This is a genomic window from Paenibacillus terrae (genome assembly GCF_005217525.1).
Taxonomy (GTDB): domain Bacteria; phylum Bacillota; class Bacilli; order Paenibacillales; family Paenibacillaceae; genus Paenibacillus; species Paenibacillus terrae_C.
Window position 1 is genome coordinate 377,872 of record NZ_PNXQ01000012.1, and the last position, 17,329, is coordinate 395,200.

21 protein-coding genes are annotated in these 17,329 nt (G+C 48.7%); 15 read left to right on the forward strand and 6 right to left on the reverse strand.

The genetic code is table 11. The features are described from left to right. Positions 1 to 13: 13 nt before the first annotated feature. Positions 14 to 454, reverse strand: coding sequence for an SH3 domain-containing protein (locus tag C1I60_RS11775; RefSeq protein WP_137061876.1), 441 nt, complete (start codon positions 452 to 454; stop codon positions 14 to 16). A 304-nt stretch (positions 455 to 758) separates the two neighbouring features. Between C1I60_RS11775 and C1I60_RS24465 the strand changes: the two genes are divergently transcribed. The 3 genes from C1I60_RS24465 (at position 759) to C1I60_RS11785 (ending at position 2,962) form a co-directional block, all read left to right on the forward strand. After that, positions 759 to 914 (forward strand): hypothetical protein, encoded by a 156-nt coding sequence (locus C1I60_RS24465; protein WP_170970784.1) that lies wholly within the window; start codon positions 759 to 761, stop codon positions 912 to 914. Between the two features lie 225 nt (positions 915 to 1,139). After that, complete coding sequence (locus tag C1I60_RS11780; RefSeq protein WP_137061877.1) at positions 1,140 to 1,901, forward strand: hypothetical protein; 762 nt, start codon at positions 1,140 to 1,142, stop codon at positions 1,899 to 1,901. Between the two features lie 77 nt (positions 1,902 to 1,978). Beyond that, complete coding sequence (locus C1I60_RS11785; protein WP_137061878.1) at positions 1,979 to 2,962, forward strand: helix-turn-helix transcriptional regulator; 984 nt, start codon at positions 1,979 to 1,981, stop codon at positions 2,960 to 2,962. Positions 2,963 to 3,005: 43 nt separating this feature from the next. On the opposite strand, the gene C1I60_RS11790 is transcribed toward C1I60_RS11785, so the two are convergent. The 4 genes from C1I60_RS11790 to C1I60_RS11805 all read right to left on the reverse strand — a co-directional run bounded on the left by C1I60_RS11790 (position 3,006) and on the right by C1I60_RS11805 (position 6,928). Then, entirely contained in the window at positions 3,006 to 3,677 is a 672-nt protein-coding gene (locus C1I60_RS11790) for a 3'-5' exonuclease (RefSeq protein ID WP_137061879.1), read from the reverse strand. Between the two features lie 240 nt (positions 3,678 to 3,917). Next, positions 3,918 to 5,804 (reverse strand): 5'-nucleotidase C-terminal domain-containing protein, encoded by a 1,887-nt coding sequence (locus C1I60_RS11795; protein ID WP_137061880.1) that lies wholly within the window; start codon positions 5,802 to 5,804, stop codon positions 3,918 to 3,920. Positions 5,805 to 6,020: 216 nt separating this feature from the next. Next, a complete protein-coding gene (locus C1I60_RS11800) occupies positions 6,021 to 6,446 on the reverse strand; it encodes an ImmA/IrrE family metallo-endopeptidase (protein ID WP_137061881.1) in 426 nt (141 codons plus the stop codon). A gap of 11 nt (positions 6,447 to 6,457) precedes the next feature. After that, positions 6,458 to 6,928 carry a helix-turn-helix domain-containing protein gene (locus C1I60_RS11805; RefSeq protein WP_137061882.1) on the reverse strand — a complete coding sequence of 157 codons (471 nt, stop codon included), beginning with the start codon at positions 6,926 to 6,928 and terminating at the stop codon, positions 6,458 to 6,460. Positions 6,929 to 7,206: 278 nt separating this feature from the next. Here C1I60_RS11805 and C1I60_RS11810 point away from each other — a divergent pair, with 278 nt between their 5' ends. From C1I60_RS11810 to C1I60_RS11835, 6 genes are all read left to right on the forward strand, one after another. Then, a complete protein-coding gene (locus C1I60_RS11810; RefSeq protein ID WP_014280212.1) occupies positions 7,207 to 7,683 on the forward strand; it encodes an ArpU family phage packaging/lysis transcriptional regulator in 477 nt (158 codons plus the stop codon). Positions 7,684 to 8,152: 469 nt separating this feature from the next. Further along, complete coding sequence (locus tag C1I60_RS11815) at positions 8,153 to 9,016, forward strand: hypothetical protein (RefSeq protein WP_137061883.1); 864 nt, start codon at positions 8,153 to 8,155, stop codon at positions 9,014 to 9,016. Between the two features lie 10 nt (positions 9,017 to 9,026). Next, positions 9,027 to 9,245 carry a YqzN/YkzM domain-containing protein gene (locus tag C1I60_RS11820; RefSeq protein WP_137061884.1) on the forward strand — a complete coding sequence of 73 codons (219 nt, stop codon included), beginning with the start codon at positions 9,027 to 9,029 and terminating at the stop codon, positions 9,243 to 9,245. A gap of 2 nt (positions 9,246 to 9,247) precedes the next feature. Then, positions 9,248 to 10,714 (forward strand): phage tail sheath family protein, encoded by a 1,467-nt coding sequence (locus C1I60_RS11825; RefSeq protein WP_137061885.1) that lies wholly within the window; start codon positions 9,248 to 9,250, stop codon positions 10,712 to 10,714. Positions 10,715 to 10,777: 63 nt separating this feature from the next. Continuing rightward, positions 10,778 to 11,185, forward strand: a complete 408-nt coding sequence (locus C1I60_RS11830; RefSeq protein ID WP_137061886.1) for a phage tail tube protein — start codon at positions 10,778 to 10,780, stop codon at positions 11,183 to 11,185. 74 nt (positions 11,186 to 11,259) lie between these two features. Then, entirely contained in the window at positions 11,260 to 11,694 is a 435-nt protein-coding gene (locus C1I60_RS11835) for a phage tail assembly chaperone (protein ID WP_014280217.1), read from the forward strand. Here C1I60_RS11835 and C1I60_RS24865 read toward each other — a convergent pair. Then, the gene (locus C1I60_RS24865) at positions 11,691 to 11,864 is read right to left on the reverse strand and encodes a hypothetical protein (RefSeq protein ID WP_212734466.1); all 174 of its coding nucleotides are present in this window, start codon (positions 11,862 to 11,864) and stop codon (positions 11,691 to 11,693) included. The two genes, C1I60_RS11835 and C1I60_RS24865, sit on opposite strands and share 4 nt — an antisense overlap. A 6-nt stretch (positions 11,865 to 11,870) precedes the next feature. On the opposite strand from C1I60_RS24865, the gene C1I60_RS11840 reads away from it, so the two are divergent. The 6 genes from C1I60_RS11840 to C1I60_RS11865 are packed head-to-tail and all read left to right on the forward strand — an operon-like array spanning position 11,871 to position 17,312. After that, positions 11,871 to 13,658: a hypothetical protein gene (locus C1I60_RS11840; RefSeq protein WP_137061887.1), complete on the forward strand. Its 1,788-nt coding sequence runs from the start codon at positions 11,871 to 11,873 to the stop codon at positions 13,656 to 13,658. Positions 13,659 to 13,694: 36 nt separating this feature from the next. Further along, the gene (locus tag C1I60_RS11845) at positions 13,695 to 14,336 is read left to right on the forward strand and encodes a LysM peptidoglycan-binding domain-containing protein (protein WP_137061888.1); all 642 of its coding nucleotides are present in this window, start codon (positions 13,695 to 13,697) and stop codon (positions 14,334 to 14,336) included. Next, positions 14,333 to 15,310, forward strand: coding sequence for an XkdQ/YqbQ family protein (locus tag C1I60_RS11850; protein WP_137061889.1), 978 nt, complete (start codon positions 14,333 to 14,335; stop codon positions 15,308 to 15,310). The genes C1I60_RS11845 and C1I60_RS11850 overlap by 4 nt, the downstream gene beginning before the upstream one ends. After that, positions 15,303 to 15,710 (forward strand): hypothetical protein, encoded by a 408-nt coding sequence (locus C1I60_RS11855; RefSeq protein WP_137061890.1) that lies wholly within the window; start codon positions 15,303 to 15,305, stop codon positions 15,708 to 15,710. Before C1I60_RS11850 ends, C1I60_RS11855 begins: the two co-directional genes overlap by 8 nt. Then, positions 15,703 to 16,161 (forward strand): DUF2634 domain-containing protein, encoded by a 459-nt coding sequence (locus C1I60_RS11860; protein ID WP_137061891.1) that lies wholly within the window; start codon positions 15,703 to 15,705, stop codon positions 16,159 to 16,161. The genes C1I60_RS11855 and C1I60_RS11860 overlap by 8 nt, the downstream gene beginning before the upstream one ends. Continuing rightward, positions 16,161 to 17,312 carry a baseplate J/gp47 family protein gene (locus C1I60_RS11865; RefSeq protein WP_137061892.1) on the forward strand — a complete coding sequence of 384 codons (1,152 nt, stop codon included), beginning with the start codon at positions 16,161 to 16,163 and terminating at the stop codon, positions 17,310 to 17,312. The genes C1I60_RS11860 and C1I60_RS11865 overlap by 1 nt, the downstream gene beginning before the upstream one ends. Positions 17,313 to 17,329 lie beyond the last annotated feature (17 nt).

Consider the following 17,329-nt stretch of genomic DNA (forward strand, 5'->3'; position numbering starts at 1 on the left):
TCCTTTCAGAGAGCTAGTATCTTCCTGAACGTCGACGCATCCCGTATCGCAGCAGGCGGATACCGATAAAATAACCAGCCAGCAGAATGACGGCTGTGAGGATCAGCATCTTGTTACGGTGTGAAGCCTGATCGCGCTGAACCTGAAGATTTTTCAGCTCGGTAACGGTGTCGGTCAGCTTGCGATTTTGCTCTAATAGTTGAGCGTTTTGCTCCTGATAAACCTCAATGCTGCTATGGGCCTTTTGCAGCTCTTCCTGCGTTTGCTTATAGCTTTCCTTGAGCTGATATACATCGCCAGGCAGCCTGGAAAATTGCTCAAAGCCCTGGTATACATCATCCCAGTAGGCGGCATGCGCTCCCGGAACTCCGGTTCCGCCAAACATAAACATAAGCGCTACAGCAGTGCAGGCGACACGGCGGCAGAAAGCAAAGCGAGAAATTTGTCGTACCAAGAGATATTCCTCCTTCTGATGCACCAAGATGTTAAATGATAAGCATAATTACCCATATCTTATGGTTACGTATAGTGTAATGATTAGGGTTCAAAGTTTAGAATAACAGGATGACAAATCCGGGAGAAATATTTACAAAAAAAGTCGATATTCTAGTTTAAGTGTACCTCAAAACGGGTATATCAAGGAAGCAGCAAGATTCCGTAATTTTCTGGCGAGCATGTACAAGAGCCAACCCTATTTGATGAAGGACAGAAATGAGTAAAAATATATTAAGCAAGAAATATAGAAGGGGAAATGAACGATGAACGAAAAAGAACAAACCTATAAAACGTTAAAAATAACAGTAAACGGAAAGCCTTTGTCGAAGGAACTGGTGGTGGACAGCATAACTTTTGCGCCTATTACCGATATTTGCACAAAAGCGAATGTTTCTTTGGCAGAAACTACAATTTCTTAGCTTTATATATGAAGAGAGACTATAATGCAGCCCGGCTTATGCCGGGCTGTTTTTTTGCGTAATTATGCAATTTTATTGGGCTAAAATGTTATTTATTGATATACGCCCCTCTTCCTACAGATTACCTGTATAATTTTCGGTAACGAACATATGTTCCCTGACAATATAGTGTCAGATAACACTGTTAATTTAGAGTTACATGTTCTTTTTAGGGGGAATTTACCAGTGTTGAAGTCAATGGTTAATGTAACGTACACATGGGACAAAGAGTCTATATCTGCGAATGGGTCCGAACAAGTAAATCTGCTGATAGAATGGGGCCATGGGGCTATACGTAAAAGAAAAGGGACTTTAATGCCGAAAACAGTTGGATGTGACCTGCAGCTTCGGTTCATTCCAGAGAGTGGAGTAAACCTATTGAAAGTAGATGGGGCCAGGCTCAGCTTTAGTCGCTCGGAAGACGGAGAATTTATGCTTGTTCACTGTGGTGATACGCGAAGGGGGAAGTATAAGCAGGCTATTTTGTCATTTTCTATACCGTCCCATTCTTCCGGAAGACATACCATTGGAATGATGGAGTGGAGCTGGCGTAAGACTAATCAGGAAAAACGGACGCTGATTCGAACGGACCAGCTCTATATCCATTACACACATCATCTTGGGCTGCTGAGCATTCCATCCAACTCAAAGGTGGCAAAATACATAAAGCTGAATGAGACGGCTCCAATTGTGAAGAAAGCATTGCGTATATACGAGAAGGGGGAACATGAGCGAGGGGCGTTTCTACTTACCAGACAAGCAGATGGACTGCTTATACAGGCGGCGAGAACAGGAGACATGGAGTATCTGGAGGAAGCCGAATTACTCTTTTCCATACGCAATAAATGGAACGGGACTTTTGGATTATTTAAAGCATATAGTTCTAAAGACTCTACTGATAAGGATATATCTATAGAAGATGTTCGCTTTACCGAAATTAATATTTAAAAGTAGGCAATTATGCTAGTTTATTTATGTAATATAGTGAGTCTATTTTACTATCTTTTTGTAAAGGAGAGACTTCCTTGACTGATCGGTTGATACGGTTAATGCGGATTATTACTATTGTTCAGGCAAATCCGGGGATATTGGCAAGAGAGCTTGCCGAACGTTGTGAAACATCAGAACGCACCATTTACCGAGATATGGAGGCTCTAAGCGCTATGCATATTCCGATAGCCAATATGGGGCATGGCAAAGGATACATATTTATTAGTAACTTCGCCCTGTATCCTCTCAATTGGACGGAAGAAGAGGCACAGGCTTTTGCGAAGCTGGGGGAAGTCATGGAAACTGTTAAACCTCTTTTACCACCAGCTTTTGAAAGTGCTTATGAGAAAGTGATGGCCTCCAGTCAGAAAAAAAAGATGGACCAGACAAGCTTCGCGCAGGAAATGAAAAATATCGTCCGGCTCGGCTCGACACTTGAGCGGGAAAACCAGCCTTATCTGCTCAGGCTGATTGTTTTGGCAAGTCTTACGCAGCAGACTATTGAAGCGGAATATAGTTCGCCTCAGAATGAAGATGTATCATTGGTTCAGATTGATCCTTATTGTCTGGTTCCTCAGGATCGGCGTTTTTATATGCTTGGTTTTTGTCACAAGCAAGCCGCCATGAGAACCTTTCGGATCAGCCGCTTTCGAAATATGAGGATCTTGCCGTATACGTTTCAGAAGAATACTTCTGAAATGGAAATGTTTTTTAAGGGGACCTGGTCAGTTACCAAAGGGAACCAGAATATCCGGTTTGTGGTGAGGTTTTCTGCCGAATCTGTATATCGGGTCAAAGAAGAGGAGTTGTTCATCAAGCCTCTTCTCAAGGATTTGCCAGATGGAAGTCTATTGTTTGAGGTAACGGTGAATCATGAAGGTGAATTTCTGGACTGGCTCACTCAATATGGAGCGGAGGCGGAAATTTTGGAGCCTTTGCGATACCGCAAGCGAATGCAGGAAATGCTGCGAAACTGGGGGGCGTTTTATTCCGATAAAAAGGCAGGGAATCATGAATGACAAGGGGGATAGATCCCCCTGAACGGGCCGGGGTGCGATCCTCCTAACGGTCCTTAAACAGGTTGGCGAGATTGCCAAATGGACTGCACTGATCCTGTTCTTCTTCCGGTGAGGAGTATACAAGCTTCGAGCCCCGGCTTTCCTCATCGTCAGAAGCGTTATTGGATAATGTGATACGATCAAAATGGTGCATGAAAACCTGAGCGGTATTCAGTGCGTCGTCCAGCGCCCGGTGCTGCTGACCATCAAAGTCAATGTTGCACAGCTCCAGCGCCTGAGACAGGCTTAGCTGACGGTACTTGCCGTTGGAACCGAACAAACGGGAGATTTGTTTTTGTATATCATTCGTATTATGAATCCAATGGAGGTCCACATGGTGGGTGCGACAATGGGATACCAGCTTCTGACGGTCATCTGGCCCCCAAGCACATAAGTAATAGGGAGAGTCCGTTCCGAGCCATGTGATAAATTGCTTTACGGCTTCAGGGAAGAGCGGGGCCGCATCAATGTCCCGTTGAGTAATACCGGTGAACTGCACGGTATCCGTGGACAGCACAGGCCGATTTGAGGGTCTGACAAAGCTGTGAAACGTGTCCGCAACGTACAAGCCATCGTCTCCCTTCATGACTTTGACGGCACCGATATCAATGATTTCGGAGGAATATCTGGCGTTACGGCTAACGGTAAACTCAAGATCATAAATAATATATTGCATTTTTGTGCTCCTTCCACACCTATAACTGATCCCGCTAGAGAACGGGATGGATGTTCTGTTGAATGGCTCTTCTCCATCATACCTCCCGGTTCACATCTTGTCAGCGTCTAAAAGGCGTGCTTTTGAAAAAAATATGCGATGTTCAAATGAGTTTGGACTATCCCATAAAACAACCTTCTGACATACAGCAGCGCCCGAAACCATTGAGATTCCGGACGCTGCCTTTGCAAGCTTATTGAATTAGGCCGGGAGGTCAAGCTTTTGTCCCGGATAAATGCGGTGAGGATTTTTCAGCTTGTTCAGCTTTTGAAGCTGTTGCCAGGTGAACCCATATTGACGGGAAATGTCATACAGTGTATCCCCGGACTTTACAATATACACATGGCTATTTGTAGCTTGTGCAGGAGCCGGTGTCTGCTGTGGCTTCGCTGTTGGAGCTTTGGCTGGTGCAGGTTTCGCAGACGGGGTAGAGACCACTTGCGGTTTTTCCTGCACGGGTGCCGGTGTTGTGGCTGGAGCAGATGGTACAGGCTGCACGGTAGGAACGGAAGCCTTGCCGTCTGCTTTGGCTTCTTGAATACGGCCGTCTGCTTGTACTTGCAGGCTGGCGGAGCCAACCTTTTGCATGTAGCGAATCAGCGCCTCGTCAAGCGATCCGAACATACCTGCCTGCGGATATTTGGCGAACATTGTATACTGATCTCCGCCTACAGCAGTAAAGTCATTAGTTGCCAGTGTGTACGTCGCATCAGGATCAAGCGCTTTTCCGCCAATCAGGATGGAGTGGACGCGGCTTCCCTTGGCTGCCGATGTATCTATTTTAAATGAGATACCCGATACTTGTGGAAAACCACCGCTTGGCTCTGGATAGGCAGCGGTGCCATTTTCAAGTGCTGCCTGAATGTCGGAGCCTTTCACTTTCAGGGTAACAATCTGGTTGCCGAAGGGCAACACAGTGATGATGTCTCCCTTGGTTACCGTTCCAGTCTTGATGGACGCCCGAATGCCGCCGCCGTTGGTCAGGGCCACATCTGCCCCCGAAATATCACGCATGGCATCGGTGAGCAGGTCGCCGAGGTTTGTTTCACCTGCACGTACCTTTTCACGCGCTCCTTCCAGGTCCACACTCGTTTGTGCTACAACTTCTTTGAGAATAGGCTCCTGTTCCTTCTGAATGGAAGCGATCAATGAAGTAATCTCAGCATTTGGCTGAATGTCGGCTGCTTGCGTCGAATCAATCAGCTTGGCTTGCTTTTGCGTAACCTTACCGCCGTCAACCCATAAATCAACAATGCCCAGATACTTCGTATATTCACCCGCGCTTGCGATCAGTGTACCATTGTCACCAACCAAGCCTTTTTCCAGCACAGTATGGCTGTGTCCATCAATGAAAATATCAATGCCGGGCACTTCCTTGACGACCTTAAGGCTGGTGTCTTTGCTGGATGCATCTTGTCCCAGATGACCGAGGACCACAACAACGTCCACTTTACTGCGGATTTCATCTACAGCCGCTTTGGCTTCAGCCACGGGATCGGTGAATTGAATGCCCTCGACATTTTTAGGATTCGTTTTGTATGCCGTTTCGGGTGTGGTCAGGCCGATAATGCCGATTTTAACGCCATCGACTTCTTTAATGACATAAGGCTGGAACAAACGTGTTCCATCTGTTTGCTTAATATTGGCGCTGAGTACCGGGAATTGAATTTCCTTACTCAGCTTCACAAGATGCTTCCAGCCGTAATTAAACTCATGGTTGCCTGGTACCATCGCATCATAGCGAAGCTTGTTAATGACTTTCACGATGCTCTCGCCGCTGACCAAGGTAGCGAAGGTCGTTCCATGAACCGTATCTCCGTCATCTAACAATAGTGTATTAGGATTGGAAGCGCGGTACTGGTCAATGATGCCTGCCAGCTTGGCGAAGCCCATTTCCTTGTCGTTCGCCACCACGTGGGAATGAGTATCGTTCGTATGTAGGATGGTGATGTGTTTCCCGCTGACAGGAGGAGTTGCAGTTCCCGCTGTTCCCGTACTGGCTGCCGGGTCCGCTGCTGCTGTGCCAAGACATCCGAGCAGAAGCGCGGCGGTCGTCAAGATGGACGAGAGTTTTTTCCATGAGTTCATGTTGTTCTTTCAACCTCCTATAAAATGAATGAATTAGAGAAACCGCTTACGTCCACATTTTATCAGAAGATTGTAAAAATAACTTCTATTTTATATAAGAGCACTGAAAATTTTTTGTATCAGGACTTTGCAAAATCCTCGCATATCGGTTGTTAAAGCCCTCGCCAAACTACCTATATTGAAGAGGAATGAATAAACGACAATTAGATACAAGAACTAGCGTTCTGTTTTAGGGTCAAAAAAAAGGGCAGCCTCCTTGGGCAGACCGATCCGGGATAAATAGTGCTCCTGCGTTTCGTCGGTAAGCGGTGGTTGTCCTTCACTGAGTAAAAGCACAGCGAACCGATTGGCTTGCAGTTCAAATTTGCCGGGAAAAAAGTAGGAATGCTCCTCCATAAAAAAGCGGCTGACGCCTTTATGAAGTCGGTCATGCCCCAATTCATGCGCACAGACGAATCGTTTCCATTCCGGTGTAAGCTCGTTGTGGATGACGATGAATCTTCTGCGCAGCTTGCGGTAATACAGCCCTTTGGTTGTGGGGCCCAGATCGCAGTAACGGATATGGATGCCCAGAGCTTCCGCAATATCGAAGGGGGAGTTCGTACGGTATTTTCGGACGAGTTTGTGAATGAGTTCGTTCATGCGCTCACCTGCTATTCCTGATCATTGCCCGCTGGGGGCGACTTAGGTTTATGCTTGTTCATCTGTTTGGCTTCCCAGAACAGACCTGTCAGCACATCCTTGATCCGTTGACGATCTTCTTTATCCAGTGGAATGCCGTCGAACATCAATTCGCCGTCTTCCTCCAGCATTTTTTTAAAATCCCGGCGGTCTTTGGAAGTAGCCCATTCCGGTACGTTGGAACGATAGGAGTCGTGTGAATGTTGCTCTACGGAATCATCGTCTCCCCAATATCCGGCGTTCTTCATCATCTCGGTATACGATACGCCGAGCGCGTCCGCTATTTTGCGGAGAGTAGAGGGCTTGGGTACTCCACGCAGCCCGTTTTCAATGCGGGAAATTTGTGAATTGCTGATGCCAGCCGCTTCTGCCAATTGGTTAATGCTCCATTGCTTGTGCTCACGCTGATGCTTTAAGTAGGTTCCAAATGCTGGTTGTTCCACAATGGCGGCTCCCTTCTGCAACAGAATAAAAGATTATTTCCATTATACCATTAGGTAAATAGTAAAAGCACGTAATATGCCAAAAGGCATAGAAAAATAAAGCGAATATCCTGTTTTTGAAGCTATACCGCTTTTTTTGCCGATGGATAGCTATCCTAAATAATGCTATGTTATACTCATAATACGAACAAAAGGGGAACAAATTGTAAACATAAGGGTTGTACGATTTAAAAAATTCATCATTGTCAAAAGGCATAAGATAAGGAGTGTTGCTTTTCATGAAAAATAACTTACCCGAATTGGACAGACGCAAAACGCAGAATGCACTGGAGGGGGTATTTGAAAAATATAGGATTTATAAAACCATTACCTTTATGGACCGGGAAAGTTTTATCACTGCTGGCTATACGGATCGCCCGAACGGACCGACGAATGTGACCAGCGATCCAACGGCACGGACAGCCGTATATAATGTAGATGCTCCTGCGGCTCGCTTGGCTTATTGTGAAATGGTGGATGCCGTAGTCGGCCGCTTGAATGAACGCGAACAGCTGCTCATCCGTGAGCGTTATTTAAAGGATGACGATGTGTTCGACTACAAGGTTTACAATTATGTGCTCGACCCGCCAGTGAGCAAGGATACGTATACGAAGCTTCGCACTCGGGCTTTTTACAAAATGGCGCTTGCGCTGGCGGATCAAGGTGTTTTGAATCTGGCAGGCTTACAGAAGGGTACGGATCGAAAATTGGGATAGTGTAATAATTATCCATCTGTTCTCATTTCTAATTTAATATCGTTTCTTAAAAGGTCTTGATTTCCTGCAATAGCGGGGGTTAAGGCCTTTTTTATTGATAAGAACACATGTTCTCTAAAATCCGCCCAACTTCATCCCTAGTCTCTGCTTTTATCGTCCATTTCCCCGGCAACGCATTCGTTATAAGAGTGTAAGATTATATCATCGGGAATCAAGACAAGAGGACATACCGAAGACACACACAGTCAAACGTTAGCCGGCCACCAGGGCCGGTTTTTTCATGCGGTTGTCGTCCCTGTCGATTCCCGGGAATTGTTTTACAGAAAGGAGGAGTCGTGTTGCCTAAGCAATGGATGCTGCAATGCATGAGGTTGAGGCTGCGCCGGATGAGAACACGGAAGTGGAAAAAAGCTTGGATAAGTAGCCTCTGCATGCGAGTGCAGGATGCGCAAAGGTGGCATGCCGCAGGATGAGACAAGCCTTTAAGCAAAAGCTCATTGACATTGTTCCAGCGCTTCAAGGACGCGTATACGATGTTCAGCCACCGTCGCAGACGGCAGAGGAGCCGTATGCCGTTATGGCGCTGGGCGAGGAAATCTGGAAATCTTCCTGGGTTGGATATCGGCAGGTTGTTCGCATCAAGCTGTACGCAGGACAAGCCGGGCTGGCACAGGCCGATGTATGGGCGAACGCCCTGATTGCCGGTCTGCACCGGGAGCCGGTGACAGGCCAAGGCGGGGACACGTCGGCTTTTACTGCGCACTATTTGGGCGTGCGGGATGCGGAAAAGCTGGACACCGTCACGGGCAAGGCCTATAGAACGCTGCGCTTTGGCGTGTATGTGCCTGAAACGGAAGGTAGTCCAGGGGCCGCTCCGGCAAACGGTATTGCACAGCCGGATGAATGGCTGGCGGCGCTGACCCGCTGGACACAGAAGCAGTTGGGTGAGACGTGGTTGGTGTACGCTGATGCATGGCCCGCACAGCCGGGACGCCACTCGGTGCTATGGCGGCTGAGCGGCTGCGAGACCAGGATGGCGGGAGCCTCCATGTATGAACTCCGCAAACGGTTCATCGGGCACGTTATTGCCCCGGACACTGTTGAAGAGAACCGCGCGGCTTCCGCGTTAGTCGAGGGCTTTGGCACTCAAATTCAGCTTCCTCTGGATCAGGAGAAGGGTCGTTATATATCCACGGCTGAAGCTTCCGCAGATTTGCAGGCGGATGAGATTTTGGACGGTCAGCTCCGGCTGACGCTGATACAGCGGCGTATGCGTCCGGCTGAGGAAGCGGCGTTAATCCGCAGAGTGGAAATTCATCCTATTTTGAAATGAGGTGGTCCGAGTGACCTTGGACAACAACGAGAAAGCCCCGGCAAATGCCGGGCAGGAAGCAAGCGGCCCCCGCTATACGCTGGAGGAGCTTAAGGAGCACGCGGAACAATTGTTTTCCGTGAAGGAAGAAGTGCTGGCAGGCGCATTTTTTGGCACACAGGACAAGCTGTTCACGGTAGCAGAAGCACACACTAAAATCGAACAATTTATGAAAGCGAAGGTGGACTAATTATGGCAGGCGGAACATGGGAAAACACGAATAAACCGGTATTGCCGGGTTTGTATATGAATTTTCAGGCAGCAGCGGCTTCAGCTATTCAAGGCGGCTCGCGCGGTACGGTCGTTGTACCAGTTAAAGCCAACTGGGGTCCTGTACGTGAGTTTGTAGAGATTGGTAGCGAAACGGCGATCAGCCAAATCTTTTCGAATGACAGTCTGGATGGTGCAACAGCGTATTCTACACTGTATCTGGCTCTGCTGGGTGGACCGAAAAAGCTGTTGGCCTACCGTTTGGCAGATGACACGGCTGCTCAAGCAACTGTGACGCTGAAAAGCGGCGGTGAGGCACCAACCGATGTGCTGCGCCTGCAAGCTCTGTACACAGGTAGCCGCGGTAATGGCTTTGCCGTAACGGTACAGCCAACCTTGGGTGACGAGCAAGCCCGTGAGGTGCGTCTCTATGAGGGGACTAAACTGCTGGGCACGTACAAAGGCAGTGACGGAACGGCTGCTTCGATTGCGGAAGCGATGAACAAGAACAGCGAAAACGTATGGGTAAAGGCCGAGGTTGTTGGTAATGGTGGCATTCCGGCGGATGTCAGCGGCGTACACCTCACTGGCGGTAACAGCGGTAATAGTAAGCTGGTTAATGCCGATTACATCGCGATGCAGGAAGCGCTGGAAGGACAGGAATTTAACGTCCTCGCGCTGGATTATGCAGCCGATCTGGCCTTGCTGCAAAGCTTTGCAGCCTGGATCAAGCGTGTCCGGGGCGAAGGCAAAGGTGTAATCGCTGTATTCGGCGGTTCTGCGGCAGATGATGTATCCAAAACCGCTGTCAGCCTAGCTTCTGCCCGTTCACTGGCGCTCAACCATGAAGGTATCGTGAACGTGGGTACTGGCGTGCGTCTGGCAGGTACGGATTACAGCTCCGCTCAAACGGCTGCTTATGTAGCCGGACTGATTGCAGGCCAACGTCTGAACCAATCCGCGACCTATGCGGTGACGCCTTTTGAGGATGTAACCCGCCGCTGGACACGCTCCGAACAGGAGCAGGCTGTCCGCAATGGTGTCTTCCTGCTGTTCTTCGACGGCCGTCAGGTCAAAGCGTTGCGCGGTATCAACAGCTTGGTGAACCCGGCTGCCGGGCAAAACAACGCATGGAAGAAAATCCGTTCCATCCGCGTCATGGATGCTATTAACGCTGACTTGCAGCGTGCAGCCGAAGAGACTTACATTGGCAAAATCAACAACACCGTGGAGGGCCGTCTGGCACTCATCGGTGCGATCAAAGAATACCTGGCACAGCTGTCGCTGAGTAACGTTATCGAAGCCGATGGCTACGATGTCATTCTCGATCCGGCTTACTATGGCGATGCTCCAGTCATCAAACCGGAGCCAGACCAAGTGTTCCTGCAATGGAATGTGAAGCTGACCGACGTGATGGAGCAGCTGTTCGGTACATTTTACGTGCAATAAGCATTTCGCGGGAAAATAGAAATCCAAAACTATATTATGGATCATTTTGAGGAGGAAAAATAAATGTTGGATGCTTCAAGAGTCATTTTAGGTACGTATGGTCAGGCGCATGTGGACGGGGTTTGGCAGACGAATATCAATAAATTGGAAGCCAGTGTGGAAATGGAAAAACGTGAGCTGAATCTCGTCGGCAACGACTGGAAGGTACACAAACGCGGTATTAAAAAAGGAACGGGCACGATGAGTGGCTACAAGGTGACGTCCGATATGATTCGTCGTGGTTTCACTCGTTTCGAAATTATCACCAAACTGGATGATCCAGAAGCCTTTGGACATGAGAGCATTCGTCTTATCCGTTGCACTCCTGACAAAATCCAGCTTGCCAACTGGACGGCTGGTGAGGAAGTACAGGAAGAAACGACCTTCACCTTCGAAGGCTATGAGCTGCTTGATCCGATTGTAGCAAACTAATATGAACATGGGGGATGGGATGCCATAAGGTGTTCCGTTCCCCAATACAAATTGATAATAAGGGAGAATGACTTATGAGCTTGAATGAAAATATGACAGAAGAACAAATCTTGGACAGTCTGTTTGAAGCCGCTGAAAAATTGCCTGAGGAAACGGTGCGTATCAAGCGTCTGGACATGAAAATTGTACTGCACGGTCTGACCTCCAGCAAAGTGGACAGCATCCGTGAGCGTTGTACGGTTCGTCGAACCGTGAAGGGTGCAGTGGATGAAAAAGTAGATACCGAGACGTTCAACGCCCTGTTGATTTCGGAGGCTACTGGAAAATTGGAAGTGAAGGGCTTGTCCCTTAGCGGCTGGGGCGATCCCCGGATTACGAGCCGTTTGAAGCTGTCCGGTGGCGAACAATCAGTCCGTCGTATGCTGTTGGCGGGTGAGCTGGATGCGGTAGGAGACAAGGTGCTGGAACTGTCCGGCTTTGGCGTGGAAATTGCTGACCTAAAAAACTAATCGGCTCCGGGGGAATGACGACGATGCTGTACCACTTGTGGGTCCGGCACCACCTCCGCCCCGGAGACTTTTGGCGGCTTCCCCGTGGCGAGCGCATGCTGCTGCTGGCGTTTGCTGAACAGGAAATGGACAGTATGGTTTCTTCTAAAGCATAACAAGGAGGTGAACATTGAAATATGGCAGAAGCATTAAATTACCGCATGAACCTTGTGATTGATCCCAAAAACGTCATTAAGGCGAACCGTGAATTGCGTGCGATGGAACGTTATTTCGAGCGGATTCAAGGGCGTGTCATGAAAATCGGTCGCACCCGCATGGCCCCGGAAATCGTGCTGAACGATATGGCCTCCAAAGGCTTGGATAACTTGTTGAACAAGATTAACCGAGTTAAATCCCAGATTATTAACGCTTCGGGGAATGTCAATGTGAAGGCAGTCTCTCAAGGCACCTCATCAGCTAATAGTGGTGCTGGCAAAGCAGGTCCAATTAAGGCTGATAACAATCTTAGTTCAGTACTGCAAGCAAATACTGCTGCTGTGGAGGCCAATACTGCCGCTATTGGGGATTTGAGTACTAAGTTAGGCTCTCTGAAGTTCGGTGGTGAGAAGGAAGAGGAGCCTAAGGGTTTTATGGAAAATCTTAAAGATACTCTAGTCGGTGTAAAAAAGTTTGGCGAAGGTATGAAGGGATTTTCTGAATTAAAAACTAAAGCAAAAGATTTAAAAAAAGCGTGGACTGATGCTGGACCAGTTGGGGGAACTACAAAAAGGCAAAAATTAGTAAACGGAGCAAAAAAAATATGGAATAATAAAGGTAGTTTAGGTAAGGCCACTGGTGAACTTTTAGAAAGTTTCGGTGGTACTGGAGATATGCTGGAAGGCGGAATGGATTTTTTTAAAGGTGGCGGTGGAATAATTGGGAATATTAAAAGCGGTGGCAGTGCTGCTATAGATGCAGTTTCTAGCGCGGCTTCTAGCATTATAAACCCAAGTACTGCTGGTGCAGTTGAGGAAGCAGGGTCAGGCTTGTTCAAAAACCTTTTAAAGGGCGGCTCTAAAAAACTGCTGGGCCCCCTGAGTTATGGAATGGATTTGATGAATATAGCTCAGTCCACGCCTGGTAAAGAACGCTCACAAGCGGTAGGCTCGGCTGTAGGCGGTGCAGTATTGGGAACCCTTGGTGGTATTGTAGGCTCCGTAATTCCTTTTGCAGGTACTGCAATAGGATCTACACTTGGTGGTATGGCGGGAGACTTTATCGGTGGCAAAGTAGGCGGATTAGTCTCAGACTATGGACCAGCTATTATGGATAAGGCTACTTCAGCAGGGAAATATCTCGGAGAAAAAGCATCCGAGGTAACAAGCTGGATCTCGGATAAGACTGGAGATTTTGGTAAAAGCTTTTCCAACTTCTTCTCCTTTGGAGGTAAAGATGAGCCTAAGAAAACCCCAGCGAAGCCAGCCGAAGTGCCCAAGCCTGCGACGCCACCTCAATCCACTACACCTGTAACGATGACTAAGCCATTAACACCTATGCCACCCTTCCCGGGATTACCACCCGGTTCTCAAGTGATGTATGGGCCTGCACAGTCAGCCTTAAACGGCGCTGCCAATCCTTACGGACCGATGGCTATTGCTAATCAAGATGTAAATCCAAACCCACTACTGAATACTGCGGCTCATGCGAACAACGGAGCAAAAGCTAAAGGTAACGTTAATGGTAATCCAACTCCTCAAGTAGTTCAGATCAGCCCTGAACAAATGGGAACACTCTCCGGCTTTTTGAAGGATTTTAAGACAGAAACTACGAACCAGTTCAATCTTCCAGCAGGAGCGGTACAGGTAACTGTGCATGAAAACAAACTGGATGTGGAGGGGCTTATTACGCAAATTGGCTACCGTCTCAAAGCTGAAATTCTGCGGGCAACGCAGAACACCAAGCCTGGGGGCGCTGGAGCTATGTAATACAGTGGTATGGTAACAGGGGGAAGGAGGAAAGAGATGGAATTTAGTTTAACGGATGGTAAGGGATTTAAGTTTATTTTTCCGGTGAATCCCGAGGAAGTGACAATCTCACGGCAAAAGGGATTTGATACGACGACGATTTTATCCTATGGGGAGTTTGATTTTCCACAAGGGGAGAAGGTGAAGGAAATCTCCTTCTCTTCTTTTTTTCCCAAGGAGTACGATGAATCGTATTGCAAATATAAAGATGTACCTGATCCGCAAGAGGCCATGAACACGTTGAATGGTTTTTTGCTGTCCCAAAAGCCATTACGCTTCATTATTTCAGAGACGGCTGTAAATGTACCCGTAATTGTAGCTTCTCATAACTCCACCTTTCGGGGCGGGGAATATGGGGATGTGAATTTTGATCTTTCGCTGCGGACCTGGAGTGAAATGAAGGTATCCAAAAAAGCCGGCAGTGGGACGAAGTCTGCTACGGTCAACAAAAAGCCCCGCACGGATATGAAAGAAAAGAAGAAAACCTATACGGTGAAATCGGGAGATTCCTTGTCCAAAATTGCCAAGCTGGAGCTGGGGGACAGTTCACAATGGAGTCGTATTTATCAGCTTAACAAAAAGGTCATTGGTCAAAATCCGAATGCGATTAAACCGGGGCAAAAGCTGGTGCTGTCATGAGCTATAAAGTTATTTTACAGGATAAATATGATTTATCTCCGCTCGTGGAGAACATTAATTTGAGGGATTCGCTGGAGCAAATCGCTTATCAGGGCACAGTTAATTTGGTTGTTACGTCCGATATGCCTCCGATTTCTCCAGGGATGTCGATCCGGGTTAGTGGCATTCCTTATGGCAAAAAAGACTATGTCCCCTTGCTGTCTCCAGCGGTTATTTGGGAAGTGGAAACCTCCAACAATGGACTCAAGCGTATGACGCTGACGTTATATGATCGCACGGTGTATTTGGACAAGTCGGAGGATGAATATTTGCTCCCTGCCAAGCAGACGGCTACTCAGCGTTTTCAGAAGTACGCCAGGGATTGGAAGCTGAAAATCGCTTCATTGCCAGATACGAAAAAGACGCTGGGACGCGCCGTATACCGGACACAGTCCATCTATTCTATGATGCTGGGAGATCTGCGTGAAACGGCAAAAGCGGGTGGCAAGCTGTATCATCCACGGATGATTACCTCCGGTTTGGAGCTATATGAGCTGGGAACGAACAAAGATGTGTATGTTTTGGAGAGAGTGACCGATACGACACAATCCCGTACGCTGGAAGGTGCGGCCACGAGGGTCAAGGTACTGGCTACGGCGGCCAGTGAAACGGGCAATGAGGTTCCCTCCAAGGTGATGGCGCTTGAGGAAAAGGACATTGCCAAGTATGGCACACTTCAGGTGATCGTGCAGGATGATGAGGTGAAATCGGGTGCGGCGGCACGTGAGTTGGCCAAAAGTAAGCTGAGAGGCATACAACAAACGATATCGGTAAATGCGCCAGATATGAACACGATTCGTGCAGGAGACGCAGTGATGCTAGGTTCCATGAAGCTGCTGGTGATTTCAGTGAGCAGGGAATTGGGCAACCCCGGCAGCATGTCGCTGGAGTTGGGCACGTATGACGATGTAAAAAGGAGGTTTTACCTTGAATAAGGACCCCTATGGGCATTTGGTCACCGCTCTGCAATCCTCATTTCACAAGCAAACCAAGCAAGCGCTAAGTGGAGTAGGTGCCGTACTAGGCACGATTACTTCCACGGGACTCAAGCTGGACGATTTTAAACATGAGCTTCAGGATTATCTAATCGCCGAGCTGCCGGGATTGCTGTCTGTACCGCGTCATATGTACAAAGGAACCTCAAACGCAGTAGAGTCGGAGAATTGGGAGGGCAAGGAGCTGAAAACTTCCTTTTATATCGGGGAGGACGAGCTGGAGGATGTAAATCTGAGCCTGAACGAAGGACTGAAGCCCGGTGATCGCGTACTTGCGGTTCGGGTGAATAGTGGCAACGATGTGGTTGTGGTGTGCAAGGTGGTGAGTGGACGTGGCTAATTTATTTCCCGAAACGGATGATATGCTCTGGACGGATATTACGGATCCGGATGTGCTGGAGGATAACCGGGCGGTATTTGGACGAAGCTGGCGGTTTGATTTTGAAGCCGGAGAATTTGTCATGAGCCCCAGCCGTAAAATCGTGACTACAGGTGAAAAAGAAGCCTGGGTGCAGTGGTGTGAAAAAGCAATTCGTACCCCCCGCTACCGTCACGTCATCTATTCTCCCGACTATGGTAGCGAGCTGGAGGAGCTGATCGGCAGCAGCTATGGGCATGGTGTGCAGGAAAGTGAAATCAAGCGCATGGTCATTGAAGCGTTGCTAGCAGATGCTCGCACGGCTAGTGTGGATCAGTTTACGTTTAGCTGGGAAGGCGAGGCATGCCATTTTAGCTGCCAGATTACGAATGTACGGGATGAAACGGAAATTGTGGAAAGTGTGGTGATCTAATGGCAGACTTGCCGGAATATTTGGTAGACCAGACGGAAGAGGAAATTTTGAGTCGTATGCTGGAAAAAGTACCTTCGGACATCGATAAGTCCGAGGGCTCTTTTATTTGGGATGCGCAGGCGCCAGTAGCGTTTATGCTATCCGAAGCGGCGATCTGGGCGCAGGAGCTGCTGCGCCGGGGCTTTGCCAGCACGGCAGCCAGCGACAACCCGGATTTTCGCTCGCCGGAGCTGGATCTGCGAACAGCAGAGCATGGAGTGACACGGAGGGAAGCGGTTGCTGCCTCAGGTATGGTCATATTCACGGGTACAGCGGGAACGACCGTTCCGGCGGGAACGTTGGTGGCGACCCCGGCAGATGATGTATCCGGGGAAGCTTCCATTGAGTATGCGACCACGGCAGCGGCCACGCTGGATGAGCAGGGTAAAGGAGAAGCGGCGATTCGGGCAGTCAATCCCGGTCGCAGCGGTAACGTACCCGCGGGCGTCATTCAGGTGATGGCTAGCCCGGTCAATGGTGTTTCCTCCGTTATCAATACGGAGGAAACGAAAAGTGGCACGGACATTGAGAGCGACCAGCTGTTGCTGGAGCGTTTTTATGCCAAGGTGCGGAACCAGGGGACAAGCGGCAACAAGGCGCAGTATATGCAGTGGGCGAATGAAATCGCTGGAGTAGGCGGCGTGGAGGTTGTTCCGCTGTGGAAAGGGCCGGGTACGGTGGCTTTATATGTGCTGGACACAGATAAACGCGCTGCCAGTCCGGATATCGTCGCTGCGGTGCAGAAGTACATTGATCCGACTCAGGATGGACAAGGTGAAGGATTGGCACCCGCGGGTCCCGTGGTGACGATCATGCCTGCGGCAGAGGTGGAAATTAACATCTCGGTCAAGGTACAGCGTACCAAGGAGAAGCCGTCCACCCTGGATGAAATCAAAAAGCTGATCGAAAGCGGAGTGCGGACGTATTTGAAGCAGCTTGCTTTTTACAAGGAAGACCCGTTGGTTCGGTATACCCGGATCTCTGCTGTTTTGCTGGACATTCCGATCATTATTGATTTCTCTGAGCTAAAAATTAACGGACAGAGCAATCAGAATATTGAGATTGGATCAGGTCAGGTGGCGGTGCTGGGGACGGTGAGCGTCAGTGAGTAATGATGGATTGAACCGTA

Bases quoted from the DNA above. Each gene is read 5' to 3' on its own strand.
- C1I60_RS11845 (WP_137061888.1), top strand. From the start codon at position 13,695: ATGGAATTTAGTTTAACGGATGGTAAGGGATTTAAGTTTATTTTTCCG.
- C1I60_RS11815 (WP_137061883.1), top strand. From the start codon at position 8,153: ATGAGACAAGCCTTTAAGCAAAAGCTCATTGACATTGTTCCAGCGCTT.
- C1I60_RS24865 (WP_212734466.1), bottom strand. From the start codon at position 11,864: ATGTTCACCTCCTTGTTATGCTTTAGAAGAAACCATACTGTCCATTTC.
- C1I60_RS11850 (WP_137061889.1), top strand. From the start codon at position 14,333: ATGAGCTATAAAGTTATTTTACAGGATAAATATGATTTATCTCCGCTC.
- C1I60_RS11840 (WP_137061887.1), top strand. From the start codon at position 11,871: ATGGCAGAAGCATTAAATTACCGCATGAACCTTGTGATTGATCCCAAA.
- C1I60_RS11835 (WP_014280217.1), top strand. From the start codon at position 11,260: ATGAGCTTGAATGAAAATATGACAGAAGAACAAATCTTGGACAGTCTG.
- C1I60_RS11795 (WP_137061880.1), bottom strand. From the start codon at position 5,804: ATGAACTCATGGAAAAAACTCTCGTCCATCTTGACGACCGCCGCGCTT.
- C1I60_RS11865 (WP_137061892.1), top strand. From the start codon at position 16,161: ATGGCAGACTTGCCGGAATATTTGGTAGACCAGACGGAAGAGGAAATT.
- C1I60_RS11790 (WP_137061879.1), bottom strand. From the start codon at position 3,677: ATGCAATATATTATTTATGATCTTGAGTTTACCGTTAGCCGTAACGCC.
- C1I60_RS11810 (WP_014280212.1), top strand. From the start codon at position 7,207: ATGAAAAATAACTTACCCGAATTGGACAGACGCAAAACGCAGAATGCA.
- C1I60_RS11825 (WP_137061885.1), top strand. From the start codon at position 9,248: ATGGCAGGCGGAACATGGGAAAACACGAATAAACCGGTATTGCCGGGT.
- C1I60_RS11830 (WP_137061886.1), top strand. From the start codon at position 10,778: ATGTTGGATGCTTCAAGAGTCATTTTAGGTACGTATGGTCAGGCGCAT.
- C1I60_RS24465 (WP_170970784.1), top strand. From the start codon at position 759: ATGAACGAAAAAGAACAAACCTATAAAACGTTAAAAATAACAGTAAAC.
- C1I60_RS11800 (WP_137061881.1), bottom strand. From the start codon at position 6,446: ATGAACGAACTCATTCACAAACTCGTCCGAAAATACCGTACGAACTCC.